14 protein-coding genes are annotated in these 20387 nt (G+C 38.6%); 4 read left to right on the plus strand and 10 right to left on the minus strand.

Translation table 11 applies throughout. The features are described from left to right. Positions 1-437: 437 nt before the first annotated feature. From H592_RS0108835 to pepA, 6 genes are all read right to left on the minus strand, one after another. Complete coding sequence (locus H592_RS0108835) at positions 438-3278, minus strand: TRAP transporter permease (RefSeq protein ID WP_051369099.1); 2841 nt, start codon at positions 3276-3278, stop codon at positions 438-440. Positions 3279-3537: 259 nt separating this feature from the next. Beyond that, the gene (locus H592_RS0108840; RefSeq protein ID WP_028868458.1) at positions 3538-4503 is read right to left on the minus strand and encodes a TAXI family TRAP transporter solute-binding subunit; all 966 of its coding nucleotides are present in this window, start codon (positions 4501-4503) and stop codon (positions 3538-3540) included. A gap of 625 nt (positions 4504-5128) precedes the next feature. Beyond that, positions 5129-6025: a type 2 periplasmic-binding domain-containing protein gene (locus tag H592_RS21875; protein WP_051369100.1), complete on the minus strand. Its 897-nt coding sequence runs from the start codon at positions 6023-6025 to the stop codon at positions 5129-5131. Between the two features lie 372 nt (positions 6026-6397). Then, a complete protein-coding gene (locus H592_RS0108850) occupies positions 6398-9256 on the minus strand; it encodes a valine--tRNA ligase (RefSeq protein WP_028868459.1) in 2859 nt (952 codons plus the stop codon). Further along, positions 9256-9744 (minus strand): DNA polymerase III subunit chi, encoded by a 489-nt coding sequence (locus tag H592_RS0108855; protein WP_028868460.1) that lies wholly within the window; start codon positions 9742-9744, stop codon positions 9256-9258. Before H592_RS0108855 ends, H592_RS0108850 begins: the two co-directional genes overlap by 1 nt. 32 nt (positions 9745-9776) lie before the next feature. Next, positions 9777-11291: a leucyl aminopeptidase gene (gene pepA, locus H592_RS0108860; protein WP_028868461.1), complete on the minus strand. Its 1515-nt coding sequence runs from the start codon at positions 11289-11291 to the stop codon at positions 9777-9779. Between the two features lie 186 nt (positions 11292-11477). Between pepA and lptF the strand changes: the two genes are divergently transcribed. Together lptF and lptG are read left to right on the plus strand one after the other, a co-directional pair. Beyond that, the gene (gene lptF, locus H592_RS0108865; protein WP_037071418.1) at positions 11478-12590 is read left to right on the plus strand and encodes an LPS export ABC transporter permease LptF; all 1113 of its coding nucleotides are present in this window, start codon (positions 11478-11480) and stop codon (positions 12588-12590) included. Further along, the gene (gene lptG, locus H592_RS0108870) at positions 12591-13655 is read left to right on the plus strand and encodes an LPS export ABC transporter permease LptG (RefSeq protein ID WP_028868463.1); all 1065 of its coding nucleotides are present in this window, start codon (positions 12591-12593) and stop codon (positions 13653-13655) included. 264 nt (positions 13656-13919) lie between these two features. Here lptG and H592_RS0108875 read toward each other — a convergent pair whose 3' ends face one another. From H592_RS0108875 to H592_RS0108885, 3 genes are all read right to left on the minus strand, one after another. Next, complete coding sequence (locus tag H592_RS0108875) at positions 13920-14648, minus strand: amino acid ABC transporter ATP-binding protein (RefSeq protein WP_028868464.1); 729 nt, start codon at positions 14646-14648, stop codon at positions 13920-13922. Between the two features lie 22 nt (positions 14649-14670). Further along, positions 14671-15621 (minus strand): amino acid ABC transporter permease, encoded by a 951-nt coding sequence (locus tag H592_RS0108880; protein ID WP_028868465.1) that lies wholly within the window; start codon positions 15619-15621, stop codon positions 14671-14673. A 71-nt stretch (positions 15622-15692) separates the two neighbouring features. Beyond that, positions 15693-16490: a transporter substrate-binding domain-containing protein gene (locus tag H592_RS0108885; protein ID WP_028868466.1), complete on the minus strand. Its 798-nt coding sequence runs from the start codon at positions 16488-16490 to the stop codon at positions 15693-15695. Positions 16491-17092: 602 nt separating this feature from the next. On the opposite strand from H592_RS0108885, the gene nadE reads away from it, so the two are divergent. Continuing rightward, positions 17093-17923 (plus strand): ammonia-dependent NAD(+) synthetase, encoded by an 831-nt coding sequence (gene nadE / locus H592_RS0108890; RefSeq protein WP_028868467.1) that lies wholly within the window; start codon positions 17093-17095, stop codon positions 17921-17923. Between the two features lie 223 nt (positions 17924-18146). After that, positions 18147-19259, plus strand: a complete 1113-nt coding sequence (asd, locus tag H592_RS0108895; RefSeq protein ID WP_028868468.1) for an aspartate-semialdehyde dehydrogenase — start codon at positions 18147-18149, stop codon at positions 19257-19259. An 89-nt stretch (positions 19260-19348) separates the two neighbouring features. Here asd and gpsA read toward each other — a convergent pair whose 3' ends face one another. Beyond that, positions 19349-20353 (minus strand): NAD(P)H-dependent glycerol-3-phosphate dehydrogenase, encoded by a 1005-nt coding sequence (gene gpsA, locus H592_RS0108900; RefSeq protein ID WP_028868469.1) that lies wholly within the window; start codon positions 20351-20353, stop codon positions 19349-19351. Positions 20354-20387: the final 34 nt, after the last annotated feature.

The following is a 20387-nucleotide window of genomic DNA, read 5'->3' on the forward strand; positions in this document are numbered from 1 at the left end:
CGTTATAAAAGGAGTTTATTACTTGGATTAGAAAACGCTCCGGTGTCAGTTTCTTTGCCTACTTTCTTTTCTGATAAAAGAAAGTAGGGTCGCCGACAAGGCGAAATCACAGTTAATAATTATCAAACGGTCTCGACGAGCGCAGACGAGTTGACTTTCTCACTGTAAGTAGCCATGACGAGCGCAGGCGAGCTAGAGCCCTAAGCAAACTAATACAAAAAATACGATTCCCACGCAGAGCATGTGGAACGAGAGTGAACTAATTTTATGAGTGCAAAATAATGTAGTCAGGTTGGCCAACTAAAACAAAAAAGCCTTGATTGGCATGGCAATCAAGGCTTTTAAATATGAAGAAGCTATTAGCATAAATACTTGTACTCAGCGCTTAGATTCAAGTGCAGGTAGTCAGCAAATAGGTCATAAAAATGACCTATCACTTATACATTAATACTCTTTGTTTCAGGTGTCGTATCGGCTTCTAAATCGCGACGCCTACGTTGTATAACGACAATAAATCCTAATAAGAGTAGTGCTGGAATATAGAACCACTCTTTACTTGGACGTTCAGCCGGAATACCTACATCAACAATGATTTGGTCAAAATCGAAGCCGGCTTTTTCAGCTGTACTATCAAATCCAACACCATCAACCATTATTGAACCGTCATCTTGAGCGAGTAACTCTAATCCATAGTCTTCCAGACGATCTTCGCCTGTTTCGCCTTCACCTACGGTCATTAACATAGTTAATGTCACTGGGTCACCGACATCATTTTGGCCATTAACTAAAATACGAAGCTCTGTACCGGGGGCTACTTCGGCCATTGAAGAGACTAATTCACTGCCAGCACGCTCTTCATATGGTGGGACAACATAATCCATCCAGAAGCCTGGACGGAATAATGTAAACGCAATGATAATTAGTGCAAAAGACTCCCATATTTTAGACTTCGCCATGAAGTAACCTTGAGTACCCGCAGTAAATATAAGCATTGCCATGGTGGCGGTAATGAATATAAATATGCCCTGTATAAAGTTAATATCGATTAACAATAAGTCAGTATTGAAAATAAATAGGAAAGGTAACAACGCTGTACGCAGTGAATAGAAGAAGGCAATAAAGCCGGTCTTCATTGGATCCCCTCCTGATACGGCAGCAGCAGCAAAGGATGCAAGCCCTACGGGGGGAGTTACGTCGGCCATAATACCAAAGTAAAATACAAACATATGCACCGCAATTAACGGAACAATGAGTCCATTTTGCTGGCCAAGGCTAACAATAACCGGAGCAAGTAATGACGATACAACAATGTAGTTTGCTGTGGTTGGTAAGCCCATTCCTAGTATTAAACTAAGCACTGCTGTCCAAAGCAGCATTAGCATAATATGCCCCATCGAGAGGTACTCTACTAGCGCAGCTAATTTTAAACCAACCCCAGTTTGCGATACAGCTCCAACGATAATACCCGCAGCCGCTGTAGCAATAGCGATACCAATCATGTTTCGCGCGCCCATGATCAAACCATCAGTTAACTCATTGAAACCAAGTTTAAATTTATTACTTGTGTCGGCCTTACGATAAAAAGCAAATAGGAAACGTTGCGTTAGAAGAATAAATATCATCAAGGTTGTTGCATAAAATGCAGAAAGCCCTGGCGAATTACGCTCGATCATTAAACACCAGATCAAAACGACAACGGGTAGTAAAAAGTGTAACCCTGATTTCACCGTAGGACCTGTTTCTGGCAATGTTAATACCGGTGAGTTCGGATCGTCCATCACTAGGTCTGGGTAAGCGGAACTAATTTTTGCAAGTATCAGGTAGGCAACAAGAACTAAAGCAGAGACAACCCAGACCATTATTTCTGAGTCGACATTCTCTTTTAATGTATTAATTAAAAAGAACAGTGCAAAAGCACCAATCACTATATTACCTAATACAATCGCGCCCGTTGAAATCGTTTTGGCAATTTTTTCTTCGCTGACTTTCGCTTTGACGGCTTTTAAAACACCGTACTGTATTGCGATCACAGCAACCACTGCAGCAAGACGAGCTTGAGGGGTTGCGAGCAAGTGATAAAGCTCAGATAAGTAAAAGGCTCCACCAGCTAATGCAATAATTGGCAGCAGTGTCATTGCCCAAGATATCAACACATCTTTAACTGTTTTACCGCTATCTTCTCGAGTCAAACCTTGCATGTTTAATTTCATCGCTTCTAAATGAACGATATAAACTAAAGCAATATAAGAAATAATAGCCGGTAAAAAGGCATGTTTAACCACATCAAAATACGGAATATTGACATACTCCACCATTAAGAAGGCAGCTGCACCCATCACAGGTGGCATTATTTGACCATTTACAGAAGAGGCAACTTCAATTGCTCCCGCTTTTTCTGAAGAGAAACCTACTCGTTTCATCATTGGAATTGTAAAAGTACCTGTTGTTACCACGTTTGCAATCGATGAACCTGATATAAGTCCGGTCATGCCTGATGCTACAACTGCAGCTTTTGCTGGCCCACCACGAAGGTGCCCCATTAATGAAAAAGCAACTTTAATAAAGTAGTTACCTGCGCCAGCGCGATCTAATAAAGCGCCGAATAATACAAATAGGAATACAAGGTCGGTGGATACACCTAAAGCAATACCAAAAACACCTTCAGAGAATAACCATTGATGATCCATTATTCCACCAAAAGTAGAGCCTTTCCAGGCAATAAGTCCCGGTGCGTAAGGGCCTAAAAAGGTATAACAAAGGAAGACCATTGCAACCACCATTAATGGTGGACCAAGGGCACGCCTTGTTGCTTCTAGCAATATCAACATACCGGCTATGGCAACGGCAATATCGAAAGGTTTTGGTGCGCTAGGACGATTACTTAAACGCATACCAAAAAGGCTTTCTGCCAATGCAGAGTCGGCTAAAAACGGATAAAGTGCACATAAGCAGCCCAAACCTGCCAACAACCAGTCAGCCATTGGAATATGGTCGCGAGGGGAGTTTTTAAAAGCTGGATAGGCTAGAAAACCAAGAAATAAAGCAAAGCCTAAATGAATAGAGCGCGCCTCACTACTTGAGAAAACACCCCAACCAATAGTAAAGGGAAGTGGTGATGCTATCCAAATTTGAAATAGTGACCAGACGAGTGCAACGCCAGCCATTAGCTTTAATACGTTATTATTGGTCGGATTTCGTCCGCCTGTATCGTTAGAAGCAACAAGATCTTGTAAATCTTCATCACTCATTTGTGTGTCACTGGGACTGTGTTGATTCATAGTGAATGTCCTATCTAAAATACAGTGTAATGTTTGATGGTATTGTTTGTCGGTATTGTGGTTATTTATACCCAAACAACATTCATTTTTATTGTTTGTTGGTATTGTGGTTATTTATACCCAAACAACATTCATTTTTATTGTTTGATTAAGCTAGCTTTTTGATTAAATGAAAATGGCTTGGGTATATTCGCTTTTAAAACGAACAAAGCAGAAGTCACAAACTTCTGCTTTGAGGTTACTATATTAACTTAACGGATTACATCCAACCACGTTCTTTGTAGTAACGAACAGCGCCATCATGTAAAGGTGCTGATAAGTTTTTACTGATCATGTCACTCTCTTTTAGATGAGCAAAAGCAGGGTGCATTTTCTTAAAGCGTTTAAAGTTTTCAAATACAGATTTCACCATTTGGTAAATTGTTTCAGAGTCTGTTTTTGTTGAACTTACAAATGTTGCAGCAACACCAAATGTTGTTGTATCTGTATCAGTTCCTTTATACATGCCACCTGGGATAGATGTCATTGCATAATATGGATTATCAGCAGCTAGTTTTTGTGCTTCAGCATTATCAACAGGGATTAAGATAGCATCACAAGAAGTAGTTGCTTCTTTGATTGAACCGTTTGGATGGCCCGCTGTAAAGATAATTGCATCAACTTTACTATCACATAAAGCTGCGGCTTGTTCTGATGATTTAAGTTCTGAAGCAACAGCGAAATCGTCCATTGTCCAGCCCATTTTACCCATCAATACTTCCATTGTTCCGCGTTGGCCAGAACCTGGATTACCGACATTTACTTTTTTACCTTTTAGGTCTGCAAATGTTTTGATACCAGAGTCTGCACGAGCAACAACCGTGAACGGTTCAGCATGTACTGAGAATACTGAACGTAATTCTTTAAAAGCACCGTTAGGGAATTGCTCTGGCGCTGTACCATTGTAACCATGGTATTGCCAATCTGATTGCGCAACACCCATATCTAAGTCACCAGAACGCAGACCATTGATATTTGTTACAGAACCACCTGTTTTATGTGTACAGTTGATTTCATGCTCAGCAGATCCTTTATTTACTAAGCGACAAATTGCACCACCCACTTGATAATAAACACCTGTTTGGCCGCCTGTGCCAATTACAACATGTTTAGTTTCAGCGATTGCTGATGTGGCCATTAGGGTCGCGCCAGCAATTGCTGTAAGCGCTAGTTTTTTTATAAACATATATAAGTTCCTTTGTTTAATTTATTTAATATTTTGTTTAAGCTTGTTATGTATACAGTAAATTTATCAGTAAAACGAAACTAATACTTTAATGTGCGATCTACTTTGAAAACATCTACTTTTAATTAGAAGCAATACTCTTGAATATTACATTTCCACATAAAATGAAAATTGCTCACTTAATTTCCGTCATACTACTTCCATTAATGAATGAATAAGCTGTGGGAAAATTGCTTAACATTTAACCGATTAAAATAATTTATCTCTTTGTGTGTTACTTATTTTCACTTGTTTGAAATTTATTTAATTAATCAATAGGTTGGAGAGTTTATCATATTAACTTAGGTTGCCTAAAGATCATAAATAAAAATTAAGCAAAATTTACGCCATTAACATAAATTTATTTTAAAACAGTTAGATAGAAAGATTTTCACTATATCATAGTTATTTTTTTATCGATAATGAAGAAAATAGATGCATTAACATGATATGGCGCACTTTTACGGTGCACTGAAAGCGGATAAATTAGCCAATATATAGGATCTTAAATTCAACCAGTAAATACAATCAAATTTTATTGCTATTGTTGATGCTGGAGTGGTTATTATTACTGATGCCGTAGAGTTTATAACCAAGGTATGACCGTCATCGATTGTAATGATTGATCTGATATCAATGTATTATCGAGGTAGAGAATTTTACGACTATATAAATGCAGCTTGTTAAGACGATCCTTGTAGTAATGATCTAATAGTTTGGTTAATGTGCCATTTTCTTGTAAGCGTCTTAACCCTATTGTTAGTCTTTCTGCTAATTCAGGGCGTTGTTCATTGACGAAAAAAAAGGTCAAATAGGGGTAGTGTATTAATAAGCTATTTTCAATCGCAAAGCGTGCATTCGAGTGCTGGGCATATTCATCATTTATCTCATTGACACCACGTAAGAAGCAATCAAAACGTTGCTTATTTAATTGCTCAAACAATAAAGAATATTTATGGGTAGTGCTTACTTTTAACCCATTGTTTCTTAATATTATACTGTCGGGCCAATCTTGATGTTGCCCTATGGTTAAACCTTGGTCAATAAAGTCTTGTATGTCATTAATATTAGAAAATTTATATTGGTTATTTTCTTTAATTAAACATAATCGATATCCCATTAGCCCGCCAATGAGAGGAATGCGAATAGGAATTGCGCGTTCCTCACGTTCTGCAGTCGTAGGGAAATACGCTATATCTAGTTTACCTTTATATTCCTTAGATAATTTTTTAACGGCTCGCCCTTGTTCCATTTGCATGGAGGGAATAATTTCATAGTCACCGTATTCATCACGGGTAATATCAAGTGCTCTTGTTAACGTGTCCATAATTATCGCAGAAGGATTATCGATGGTATGACGCCAAACGATAATTTTTTCTGGAGGTAGCAAATGTTGTCGTTGATCTTGAGCACTAACCGATGAAGGAAAAATTCCCAATAACAATATCAATATAGACAACATAAAGTGTTTTAGATTATGCATAATAATATCATTAAAATTCTAGTAGGGTGGTCAAGGAAGAAGCAGTGTAGGGGAATTTTTATGGCTGAGCTTTATATATTTAATGGTTTGTTAAATAAATGCTAAGGTTTTGATTTTATTTCTTTTATTTGTTTTTTTTATGACTAATATTATCTTTTTTATTATGCAGTGTAGGGCAAGCTCAATCATAAAGCGCCAAGGTAATTTAAAACTTAAAGCTTAAAACTTTAAGTAGGCAAACCTGTTTCGAAATAAAATTCTGTATAAATAAGGACTACTATAAAAAGTAGCGGCATAAAAAAGGGAACTTGAAATAAGCTCCCTTTTTATTATTTATGTTGAATCAATATTATTGGATGATAGCGATTAGTATTATAACGCTTTAATAGTCTCAATTTGTGCATTCAACTTGTCACAGGTTGTTTGGTATTCAGCCTGCTTTGCTTTTTCTTTAATAATAACCGCTTCAGGTGCATTACTAACAAAACGCTCGTTACTGAGTTTGCCTGATACTTTATCTAACTCTTTTTTAGCTTTTTCAAGCTGTTTCGCTAAACGCGCTAGCTCTGCTTCCGCATCTATCAATCCAGCCATCGGAATTAACAGCTCTAATTCACCAACTAGTGCCGTAACTGAAGCTGGCGTTTCTTTGCCTTCCGCAACAAAGGTAACGGTTTCTAATTTAGCTAACGCACCCAAGAAAGCTTCGTTATCGGCAAAACGACGCGTGTCTTCAGCGCTTGCATTTTTCACTAACACGTTAAGCGGAACTTTCGGGCTAATATCCATTTCACCACGAATGTTACGCACTGCATCAATCACTTGCTTAACCCACTCTAGGTCTGCAACCGCTTGTTCATCAACCTGTGCAGCATCATATTCAGGGTAAGCTTCAAGCATGATGGTATCGCCACCTTGACCTGTGATTGCTTTCACTCGTTGCCAAATCTCTTCGGTCATAAACGGTAGCATTGGGTGTGCAACACGTAATAACGTTTCTAATACATTAATTAAAGTATTACGTGTACCACGTTGCTCCTCTTCACTCCCTTTGAATAAAACAGGTTTGGTTAATTCTAAGTACCAACCACAGAATTCATTCCAAATAAAATCGTATAAAATATTTGCTGCGATATCGAAACGATAGGTATCTAATGCTTGACGGAATTCTTTGATCATATTTTGCAATTGACCTTGGATCCAACGATCTGCAAGGCTAAATTGCATTGCTTTGTTCTCACCAAAACCAAAATCTTGTTCTTCTGCATCCATTAATACATAACGGCTTGCGTTCCATAACTTGTTACAGAAGTTACGGTAACCTTCAAGACGATTCATATCCCAGTTGATATCTCGACCCGTTGATGCCATTGCCGCTAGAGTGAAACGAAGTGCATCGGTACCATGTGCTTCAATACCGTTAGCGAAGGTTTTACGCGTGTCTTTTTCAATTTTCTTAGCAAGTTGTGGTTGCATCATGTTGCCAGTACGTTTAGTCACTAGGCTTTCTAGATCTAATCCGTCAATCATATCTAAAGGATCTAATACGTTACCTTTAGATTTAGACATCTTATCGCCATTCTCATCGCGAATTAGGCCTGTTACATAAACCGTTTTAAAAGGCACTTGTGGTGTACCATCTTCATTCTTCATAAAGTGCATGGTCATCATGATCATACGTGCAACCCAGAAGAAGATGATGTCAAAACCGGTTACTAATACATCAGTAGAGTGGAAGGTTTTAAGATCCATGGTTTGGTTTGGCCAACCGAGTGTTGAGAACGTCCAAAGACCTGAAGAGAACCACGTATCTAATACGTCATCATCTTGGGTTAAAACAACACTATCATCTAAGTTATGTTCAGCACGAACCGCGGCTTCATCATGACCAACATAAACTTTACCTGTTTCGTCATACCAAGCTGGAATACGATGTCCCCACCATAATTGACGTGAAACACACCAATCATTTAGGTCATTCATCCATGAGTTGTACATATTTTCATATTGCTGCGGTACAAATTTAATATCACCATTAGCAACTGCTTCTGTTGCTGTCTTAGCAAGAGGTGCAACACGTACATACCATTGGTCCGTTAGCATTGGCTCAATCACAACACCACCTCGGTCACCATAAGGCACGGTTAAATCATGGTCTTTAACTTCTTCTAATAAACCTAACGCATCTAATTCACTAACTACTAACTTACGCGCTACTTCACGTGTTAAGCCTTGGAATTGTGCTGGAATATCCGCTGAGTAATCATCACTCTTTTCGCCATTAGTATTAAATACTTCTGCACTTTCACGGATACAGGCTTCAAACGTTAATACATTTATCATCGGTAGTTTGTTACGTTTACCTACTTCATAGTCATTAAAGTCATGAGCTGGTGTGATTTTCACACAACCGGTGCCTTTTTCCATATCGGCGTGGTCGTCACCAATAATTGGGATTTCACGATTAACGAAAGGCAATAAAATAGTTTGACCGATAAGGTCTTTATAACGTGGATCTTCAGGATTAACAGCAACACCCGTATCGCCTAATACTGTCTCTGGGCGAGTGGTTGCGACTACGATGTAGTCTTTACCATCGGCTGTTTTTACGCCATTTGCTAACGGGTAGCGGAAATGCCACATAAACCCTTTAACATCTTTATTTTCTACTTCTAAATCTGAAATCGCAGTTTGTAATTTAGGATCCCAGTTAACCAGGCGTTTACCACGGTAAATAAGATCATCATTGTACAAATCAACAAAGGTCTTTTTAACCGCTTCAGAAAGGCCATCATCCATGGTAAAGCGTTCACGATCCCAATCAACAGATGTGCCTAAACGGCGCATTTGACGTGAAATATTACCACCCGATTCTGCTTTCCAGTCCCAGATTTTTTCGATAAAAGTTTCACGACCGAGCTCTTTACGTGTTTGACCTGTCTCAGCGAAAAGTTTACGCTCAACAACCATTTGTGTTGCGATACCCGCATGGTCCGTGCCCATTTGCCATAAGGTATTTTTACCTTGCATACGCTGATAACGGATCAAGGTATCCATGATCGTATCTTGGAAAGCATGTCCCATGTGTAAACTACCGGTAACATTTGGCGGCGGGATCATGATACAGAAGCTCTCTTTATCAGTATCACCATGTGGTTTGAAATAACCTTTCTCTTCCCATGTTTGGTAATTTTTTTGCTCAATAGCACTCGGGTTGTATGTCTTTTCCATCATTTATCTTCTGTCTGGTTAGTTGACTCTTGAGATGCAGTTAACACATCTTGAGTAGATAGGGTGTGGCCTAATTTTTTATAAGCACTGTAGCGCACGCGCGCGTTAATTTTCAACTGTTCTTGTGCGGGCACAAAATCAATAATTTGTTGGAAGTTTAGATTAAACTCCGGAATATTTTGGCTGAGATTAATCAACACCGCACGCGGGTGTTGTGGTGCTAACCAACTAATTTCAACCGGAGAGCCATATCGAGGGCCTTCACCCACTAAATTGTGTGGCACAAAACTATCGCCATCGAATTGCCACAAATACTCATCAACAGTAAATGCATCCTGCTGGTTTTCAGTATAAATAAATACTTTTTTATTCTGCTGGTAATAATAAGCCGCGAGCTGACAAGCTTGCAGAAAATGTGCTGGCAAACTTGCATCAGCTGTTGCCGAAAGACCATCTTCTGAATGTATATAAAAGAGGACTTGGCTCATTATAAATCCATGCTTATTTTTATTATGCGCATTTAAGCGTCTACTTCCGCTAATTCTTGTTCACTACGATTAATCACAAATTGTGTTAGTAATGAAACGGGACGGCCAGTCGCGCCTTTATTGGCACCTGAACGCCAAGCAGTACCAGCGACATCTAAATGTGCCCAAGTATAAGCTTTAGTAAAGCGCGATAAGAAACAAGCAGCAGTAATTGATCCCGCTGGGCGACCACCAATATTCGCCATATCAGCAAATGGGCTGTCTAATTGTTTCTGGAACTCATCATCCATTGGTAATTGCCATGCTTTGTCACCGGATTGGTTTGAAGCGCTTAATATCTCATGCACCATGCCTTTATGTGGGCTCATTAATGCACTGATGTTATGGCCTAATGCCATGATACATGCACCGGTTAAGGTCGCAATATCAACAACACATTCAGGTTTGAAACGCTCAACGTAGGTTAGTGCGTCACATAACACTAGACGACCTTCGGCATCGGTATTTAATACTTCAACCGTTTGTCCTGACATAGTGGTTAAAATATCACCTGGACGGTACGCTTTGCTTGATGGCATATTTTCAGCACCGGCAATCACACCAATCACATTAATTGGCAAATCTAATTGTGCGATAGCTTGAATTGCACCAAATACTGACGCTGCGCCGCCCATATCGTATTTCATCTCATCCATGCCTGCGCCTGGTTTAAGTGAAATACCACCTGAGTCAAAGGTTAATCCTTTGCCGACTAATACAATCGGTTTTTGATCCGTTGCACCACCTTGATAATTCATAATTGACATGTAAGCAGGATTCGCAGAACCTTGTGCAACCGCTAAATAGCTGTTCATACCTAATGTTTGCATCTGTTCAGTATCAACGATTTCTGTAGTTATTTTATCAAAACGTTGATCAAGCTCCTGAGCTTGTTGGCTTAAATAATAAGGCGTACAAATATTAGGTGGCATATTCGCTAAGTCTTTACACAGTTTCATACCTGCTGCCACAGCCATACCGTGTTGTAATGCTAATTCAGCGCGTGTTAATTCTTTACGACTTGGAATATTAAAAGTCAGTTTACGTAATGGGCGACGTGCACTGTCTTTATTGGTTTTGAATTGGTCAAAGTTATACAAGCTATCTTGTGTCGCTTCTACCGCTTGACGCACCGCCCAATAACTATCACGGCCTTTAATATGTAATTCTGATAAGAAACAAACGGCTTCAAGTGCACCGGTGTCATTTAAGGTAGTGATGGTTTTTTCTATAATTTGCTTGTATTGCGTTTCAGTTAGCTCACGCTCTTTCCCGCAGCCAACTAATAAAACGCGCTCGCTTAATACGTTAGGGACATGGTGTAAAAACAACACTTGTCCTACTTTACCTTCGATGTCACCACGGCGTAATAATGCACTTAAATAACCTTCGCTGATTTCATCTAATACTTCAGCTGCGTGTGATAAACGACGGGGTTCGAAGACACCAACAACAATGCATGCACTACGTTGTTTTTCTGGGCTACCACTTTTAACTAGAAATTCCATATGTATCCTTAAAACGATTATATTGAGATTAACTGTGCTATTTTCGTAAAAATGCAGTTATCATAAGCCATTGTGGATCTTGAAACGTAATATAAACTTACTAAAATAGCAATTTTACCGAAATTGGTTGCTTAATCCACTATTTTACCGTCTTTTGTAGCATCTTATTTTACACTGGAGATCAGCTTGATAATTCTTCGTTATTTAATGTTAGAAACATTTAAAAGCCAAGTTGGCGTCCTCTTTGTTTTAATCTTAATATTCGTCAGTCAAAAATTTATTACTATTCTCGCTCAAGCCATTAATGGCGTGATCCCAGCAGATTTAGTATTAACCGTCTTGTATCTAAATTTACCTACGCTAGGCACCTTAATGTTGCCGATCAGCTTTTATCTCGCGATCTTATTTGCACATGGCCGCTTACACAGCGAAAGTGAAATGGTGGCGCTAACTTCTTGCGGGTATAGCCCTAACAAAGTACTCAAAGCAACATTGGCCTTATCATTGTTAACCTTTGTTTTTGCAAGCTTCAATAGTTTATATTTAGCACCCACAGCTGAAGATCAAATGATGACAGTGATTGAAGAAGCTGAATCTAATGCAGGTACTGCGACCTTAATAGAAGGGCGCTTTCATAAATCATCGGGTAACGGTGGTGTGGTTTATGTTGAAAAATACGCAGAAGGTAAAAATTTAATTAATGTCTTTGCGGCGCATTGGCCAAAAGAAGGTGATATTTCGCCGTCTGTGATCACCGCTAAAACAGGTCAAGTAGAAGATAAAAAAGATGGTACTTGGTTAACCTTAAAAGATGGTCAGCGATATGCAGGTATTGTTGGCCAAAATGAATTTGAAAACACTCAGTTTTCGACTTATCAAGTACATATTCTGAATGCTGAAGTTGAAAGCAAAAAACGTGGTGTAGAAGCGTTACCTACTAGTCAACTAATTGGTATGAAAGATGCGCGCTCACAAGCAGAATTGCAATGGCGTATCGCAATTCCAGTGTCTATATTGCTTATTACTTTTATGGCTGTGCCGATGGCAAAGGTGAACCCACGTCAAGGGCGTTATGCAAAACTGTTGCCTGCGTTAGCTTTATATTTAACGTTCTTCCTACTATTAAGTGCGGCAAAAAGCATGATTGAAGAAGGTACTATTCCTTATTTTGGCATTTGGGCGGTGCAAATATTATTCTTTGTAATTGGTGTGGTACTGCATTTACAAACCATAGGCAAATTTAATATTAAGCCTAAAAAACCTAAAGCGAGTAAGTTAAAACAGCAGGTGGATAAATAAATGGGCATTTTAGACAGATACATTGGTCGTACTATTTTTGCAGCGACGTTTTTAAGCTTATTTGTATTAATTGGTTTAAGTAGCATTATTAAATTTGTTGAGCAGATGAAAAGTGTTGGGAAAGGCGACTATGACGTACTTTCCGCCGCTTATTTTGTGCTTTTAAAAATGCCGGTAGAGATTGCGCTATTTTTCCCAATGGCCGCCTTGATTGGTGCTTTGATTGGATTAGGCTCATTAGCAAGTAGTAGTGAGCTGGTGGTTATGCAGGCCGCTGGGATGTCTAAATTTAGAATTGCGTCATCGGTATTAAAAACAGCGATTCCAATGGTCATCGCAGTGATGTTATTAGGCGAGTTTGTTGCACCTAAGACCGATAAAGAAGCTTATTTCATGCGCGATCAGTTAAGAAATGGGACTGAACGAGTAGAAAATAAATATGGAATATGGGCTAAAGATGCAGATTCTTTTGTCAGCATAGGGCGTATGAACAGCAAAGCGGAATTGTACAATGTACAACTGTATTTTTTCTCTAAAGAGTTAACGTTAGACTATGCGATATTAGCCAACAGAGCCTTTTATCAACAAGGGTCTTGGCTATTACAAGAGGTCAGTAAAACTAACTTCTTTGATGATAAAACTACCGTTGAAAATCTTTCTGATTATATTTGGCAAACGGAATTAACCCCTAAAAAATTAGAAGTGATTATCAGTGAGCCTGATAAGATGTCGATGCAAGATATCTATAGCTATATCACTTACCTAGAAGCTAATGAGCAAGATGCAAGCCGTTATTGGCTAACATTTTGGCGCAAAGCGGTCTTACCATTTACCGTGGTAGTGATGATGTTATTGTCAGTATCGTTTATCTTTGGTGGGTTAAGAACTGTTGCCATGGGTACTCGTTTAATCTTTGGTATTGCCAGTGGTTTTGCATTCCATGTTTCCGGTGAGTTATTTGGGCCTGCTAGCTTAGTATTTGGCTTACCACCTATTTTAGGCGCACTGTTACCTAGTATGTTAGTCTTAATCATTGCGATGTATTTATTACGAAAACAAAGCTAGTTAATAGGTTCTAAAGGTAATATCAATCACACTAATTAACTGATCTATTTTACTTGTTAAAATAACTTATTTTTTCGTTGTAAATTTCGTAAAGGGAACAACCATTTAGCTAAATTTACGCCTTAAACTAAGTCATTTTTCCTGCGCAAAATTTAGATCACTTATTTAATGTAATCGGTATAAAATATAGCAATTTTTGATGCTGATATTATAACAACCTTGCCCAAATTCATCGCTATCTTAAATGAGATGATAGTTATAAACTTATCGAATATTTGACAAGAATTTTTGTAACCTTACGTGGTTTGTTACCTTACCAAAAATATTTTCTGGAATATCATCAACTAATAAAACACCATCTTCCATAAATAAAACACGATCCGCCACTTCATTAGCAAAGCCCATTTCATGAGTAACCACCACCATGGTCATGCCTTCAGCCGCTAATGACTTCATTACATCCAATACCTCCCCCACCATTTCTGGATCAAGTGCGGAAGTAGGCTCATCAAAAAGCATCATATCAGGTTTCATTGCTAGCGCTCTTGCAATGGCAACACGTTGTTGCTGACCACCAGAAAGTTGGTTAGGATAGATATCCATCTTTTCTGCAAGGCCAACACGCGTTAACAACACCTCAGCTTCTGAAATGACATCGGCTTTACTACGACCAGCCACTTTTAGTGGTGCCAACATGACATTCTCTCTAACCGAAAGATGCGGAAATAAATTAAATGATTGAAATACCATTCCAATATTTTCTCTTAACTTATTTATATTAGTATCATCAGCATACATTTTGACGCCATCGACTATAATTTCGCCACTAGAAATCGTTTCTAATTGATTTAAAGTACGTAAATACGTGGATTTACCTGAGCCAGAAGGCCCAATGATCACAACAACTTCACCACGTTGAATATTGGTTGTTACTTTTTTTAATGCGTGACAACCGTTAGGATAAATTTTATCAACATCATTAGTGACGATCATATCGTTACCTGTGTATTTTTGCTTATCTGTCATTGTTTGCTAACCTTTTTTCAATACGCTGTATGCCCCAAGATAAGGTAGATGTTAAAACTAGATATAATGCAGCAACAGTAAACCAAACCTCAAAGGTAGCGAAACTACCACTCACCACTTCTCGTCCCGCTTTTGTTAAATCAGTAATAGAAATAACAGAAACTAACGAAGAATCTTTAATCAAATTAATAAGCTGTCCAGCCATTGGAGGCAACGTACGCTTAAAAGCTTGTGGAAGGATCACATAAGTCATCGCCTTCGTATAAGTCATGCCAAGCGAACGTGCAGCTTCCATTTGACCTGCAGAGATAGACTGAATACCAGAACGGAGGATTTCAGCAACATAGGCACCTGTAAAAACAGATAATGCAACAACACCAGCGGTAAAACGATCTAGGTCGAAAATTGTTCCTAGGAAAAAATAAACGATAAATATTTGCACTAGTAACGGCGTACCACGAATAATTTCAATATATAAAACAGATAAGTTTTTACTAAATGGGTTGTCTGAGATCCTCATCAATGCGGCAATTAAACCAATAATAATAGAAAATAATAAAGAGATAACTGAAATTTTCAGAGTCATATATAACCCATCAATTAACACACCACTTCTAATACCTTCCTTACGTGCTAATAGGTCCCCTTCAAAAATAAGATCACCATCAGAAATAAGCACTTGGTCAGCACCTGAAATTACTCGAGAAGGCTCGCCGTTATCAAAGGTTAAGGTGATCACACCATCAGCATTAACAGCCGCATTTGCATCCTCTTGGGCAATAATATCGATAGGAGATGTATCTATAATATAAGGAAGGACAAGGTGCCATTGCCATTTATAATTAATTGTTTGTGATGCGGAATAAATTCCGGCTGAAATAAGGCCAATCGTAATAATAAATAGCACATGCCATTTCAGTTTATTGGTTTTTTCGTTCATAAGTCCACCGACAGTCATAAAATAAAAAACCAGAGGAGATCCTCTGGTTTTAAAGGGCTTACTTAAAAACCTTATTTAACTTGGCTTAACCAAGTATCACTATTGAACCATTTATCATAGATGCGTTGATAGTTACCATCGCCTTTAGTTTGTCTTAGAAAGTTATTAAGGAAATTCAACATATCAGGATCGCCCTGCTTAACAGCCCAACCTAAAGGCTCATAGGTAAAAGGTTCTAGAATGGCGACCGTTTTACCTTTTGATTGGTTTGCATAAATCGAGATGAATGGCATGTCGTAAATCATTGCATCAGCTTTACCGTTAATGACTTCAAGTGCAGCATCAGTCTGTGTTTCAAAAGCATTATATTTTGCTTTTGATAACATTCTCTTAATTACTTGCTCACCAGAAGTCCCCAATTTACCTGCAATAGTGTATTCAGCCGCATTAAGATCCTTGTAGCTAAGTACTTTACCTTCTAGTTTTGGATTCAGTAGTATAGATTGACCAACTGTAATGTACGGGTCTGCAAAGTTAACACGCATATTTCTTTGTGCATTAATGGTCATACCAGCCATGATAATATGACATTTGTCTGTTAATAACGCTGGAATAATACCATCCCATGCAGTGTTCACCGGTACGTACTTAACCCCCATTTGCTTAGCCATTAATTTACCTAAATCCACATCAAAACCGATATAACTTCCATTTTTAGATTTCATTTCAAATGGCATATACCCTGCATCAAAACAAGCTCTAAGCTCACCAGCTTTACTGATATCGTCTAAAGTCCCTGCATTAGCAATACCAACCGACAATGCCAGAAGAGAAGTAGCTGAAACGAGTTTTCTAAGTTTGTTTTTCATGTAAAAATCCTTTTAGTATTTGAAGTGTTTATCACTAATAATGCGCATCATTAAGACAATTAATGACACGACCTTATTTTTAGTAATGTAGATGTAGCAACAAATACGCCAATAAGCGAGCTTGGATAAGAAAAAAATTGATCCGAGATTCAACAAAAATAAAAACCTGATTGATTAAAAAACATCTAAAAGCGGACAATATTTAACAAATAATCCAGTCTACTTAAAAAATACAGTATAAATACGCACAACCCACTACTGAATTCCATCTATCAAAAAACACAACGCGCACCAAAAAAGACCATGACGCACCAAAATGAAGCGCCAAGACTAATCAATGGAATGCATCAAGATACCTCAATGCTTTTTACTTATTGAGATAAATTATCAATGAAGTTAAGGAAAGCACAGTGAACTTAATGCTTTAAAACCGTGCGAATAAAACATTGCTATCAGGACTAAAAATTTAACCGCAAAATGCAACAGAACAAATAACTATAAAAAATGGCGACTTTTTTGCATAATCATAGTCATCCTTGGTACTTTATAGTGCATTGTCATCTATCAATATCAATATTAACCTTTTAAGAATAGGCTGCCTCATGAAACAAAAGATACTGCAAGAGATGTGTGTGTTAGCAGACATCAATATAGAAAGTGAAATTCAGCGTCGTATCAGCTTTATCCAAAACATATTAAAAAAGGCACATTGTAAAACCCTGGTATTAGGTATCAGTGGTGGTGTTGATTCCAGCACTGCCGGGCGACTATGTCAGTTATCAGTAGAGCAGTTGAACGCGCAAGAAAACACTAATAACTACCAATTTATTGCAGTTCGTTTACCTTATGCAGTACAAAAAGATGAAGATGAAGCTCAGTTAGCGTTAAGTTTCATTCAACCAACACACACTGTCGCGGTGAATATTCAAGCCGGCGCAGATGGTATTCATGAAAGTACGTTAGATGCGATTAAGAACAGTACTATTAATTACTCCGATGATATCAACTTCGACTTTATTAAAGGCAACGTTAAAGCACGTATGCGCATGATTGCTCAATACGAAGTTGCAGGTTTAACTGGTGGATTAGTTGTTGGTACCGACCATAGTGCTGAAAATATCACAGGTTTTTATACTAAACACGGTGATGGTGCTTGTGATTTAGCCCCTTTATTTGGATTAAACAAACGTCAAGTAAGATCACTTGCTAAACATTTAGGTGCGCCAAGTTTGTTAGTTGAAAAAGCACCCACCGCTGATTTAGAAGAAGATAAACCACAGCTTGAAGATGAAATAGCACTGGGCATGACCTACGATCAAATTGATGATTTCTTGGAAGGTAAAACCGTCCCTCAAGAGATCGAAGATAAACTGATTGCCATTTACTTACGTACGCAGCATAAACGCCAACCTATTCCAACAATCTACGATTAATAAGCAACGATTATAAAAACTGCAGGTACACCTCTACTGAACAGTAACAATAACTTACCTTGGTAGTTTAATAAAAATTAAGCAATCAAGGTAAGTTTGTCCTTTTTTTTCCCAAGCAAACCATCAAATGACTAGCCTTATTAAGCCCTCTAATGGTAGATTCTGTATTCGGTTAATGATTAATCGGTTCTATTTAAACTATAAACGAAAGGAAATGTAGACCATGAAAAAAGTGGGTTTAGTTGGTTGGCGCGGTATGGTTGGATCTGTTCTTATGCAAAGAATGCGTGAAGAGAATGATTTTGCAACGATTGAGCCAGTATTTTTCACCACCTCACAAGTTGGTCTAGCATCTCCAGAAGTTGGTAAGCCAACAGATACTTTAAAAGATGCATCTTCAATCGAAGCATTAGCAGAAATGGATATCATCATTACCTGTCAAGGTGGTGATTACACTAATTCAGTTTATCCAGCACTACGTGCTAGCGGTTGGAATGGTTACTGGATTGATGCGGCTTCTTCGTTACGTATGAAAGATGACAGCATTATCGTATTAGACCCTGTAAACAAAGATGTGATTCAACAAGGTCTAGCTGACGGTGTAAAAACTTATGTTGGTGGTAACTGTACCGTTTCTCTTATGTTATTAGCATTAGGTGGTTTATTTGAAGCAGATTTAATTGAGTGGGTTTCTCCACACACTTATCAAGCAGCTTCTGGTGCCGGTGCACGTAATATGCGTGAACTGATTAGCCAAATGGGCGCAATTGAAGCATCAGTGGCAGATGAGCTTGCTGATCCAGCCTCTGCTATTTTAGAAATAGATAAAAAAGTGGCTGAATTCATTCGCAGTGATGCATTACCTACTGAACAGTTTGGTGCACCGTTAGCGGGTAGTTTGATCCCATGGATTGATGTGCCAATGCCTTCTGGTCAATCAAAAGAAGAATGGAAAGCACAAGTTGAAGCAAACAAAATTCTAGGTACTAGCGATAAACAAACACCGATTGATGGTTTGTGTGTCCGCATTGGTGCAATGCGTTGTCATAGCCAAGCAATTACAATGAAACTAAAAAAAGATGTATCAGTAGCTGAAATTGAAAAGATTCTAGCATCGCACAACGAATGGGTTAAAGTGATTCCAAATGAACGTGAAGCAACGGTTTCTGAACTTTCTCCTGCAAAAGTAACAGGTACATTAAGTATTCCTGTTGGTCGTATTCGTAAACTAGCAATGGGTCCTGAGTACATCAGTGCATTCACTGTAGGTGACCAACTACTATGGGGCGCTGCTGAGCCATTACGTCGTATGTTGAATATATTGCAAGACGCTTAATTTGCATTAGTTTGTGACAAGCGATTAAAAAAGGCCTCAATGAGGCCTTTTTTGTATGTCGAATTATATAAGCTCAAGTAGACTAAATACTACTCGCCTTTCTTACTACGTGATAACAAATCCATAGCAGCTTCTTTTACTGCTTTACCTTGATAAAGTACGTAATAGATTTGTTCACAAATCGGCATTTCAATATTAACGCGTTTTGCCAAATTATAAACTTCTTCAGTATTACGGTAACCTTCAACCACTTGGCCAATTTCAACCTGAGCTTCATCAATACCTTTACCTGAGCCTAACGCTAAACCAAAACGACGGTTACGTGATTGATTATCGGTACAGGTTAAGACTAGATCTCCTAACCCAGCCATCCCCATAAATGAAGATTCAGTGGCACCTAAAGCAACACCTAAACGAGTTAATTCCGCCAATCCACGCGTGATTAATGCCGTACGAGCGTTAGCACCAAAGCCCAATCCATCGGCCAAACCAGCGCCTATCGCAATCACATTTTTCACAGCCCCACCAAGTTGCACAGCGGTAAAGTCTTCTGAGATGTAAGCTCTAAAATTACTTTGGTTATGAAAAAGCTCTGAAAGATGTTGAGTAAAGCTAAGATCTGTTCCAGCAACCGCAACCGCAGTAGGTAAACCTTTTGCCACTTCCATCGCAAAAGTTGGCCCAGACAATACAGCCAAAGGATAAGCTTTACCCACGATATCCCGTGCGACTTCCTCTAATAACCGTCCAGTTTTAGCTTCTAGCCCTTTAGTTGCCCATGCAATGCGGTGTTCAGGACGTAATAAAGGTTTAACTTGTGATAATACTAAACCGAATACATGGCTTGGTACCACTAGCAGAATAGTATCCGTTGCGGCGATACATTTTGCGAGATCACTTTCAGGTTGAAGACGTTCAGGAAAGGTAACACCGGGTAAGAAGGTTTTGTTTTCACGATCTGATTGGAGGCGTTGAATATGGTCAACTTGATGACCCCAAATTAAAGTATTGTGGCCATTACGAGCTAATGCAACAGCAAGTGCAGTGCCGTAAGACCCTGCACCTAAAACTGTAATTGCAGTTTTTTCAGTCATTCATCATCACCTATATAGTGTCAACCGGAATAAA

It is taken from the genome of Psychromonas arctica DSM 14288 (genome assembly GCF_000482725.1).
GTDB classification, from domain to species: Bacteria; Pseudomonadota; Gammaproteobacteria; order Enterobacterales; family Psychromonadaceae; genus Psychromonas; species Psychromonas arctica.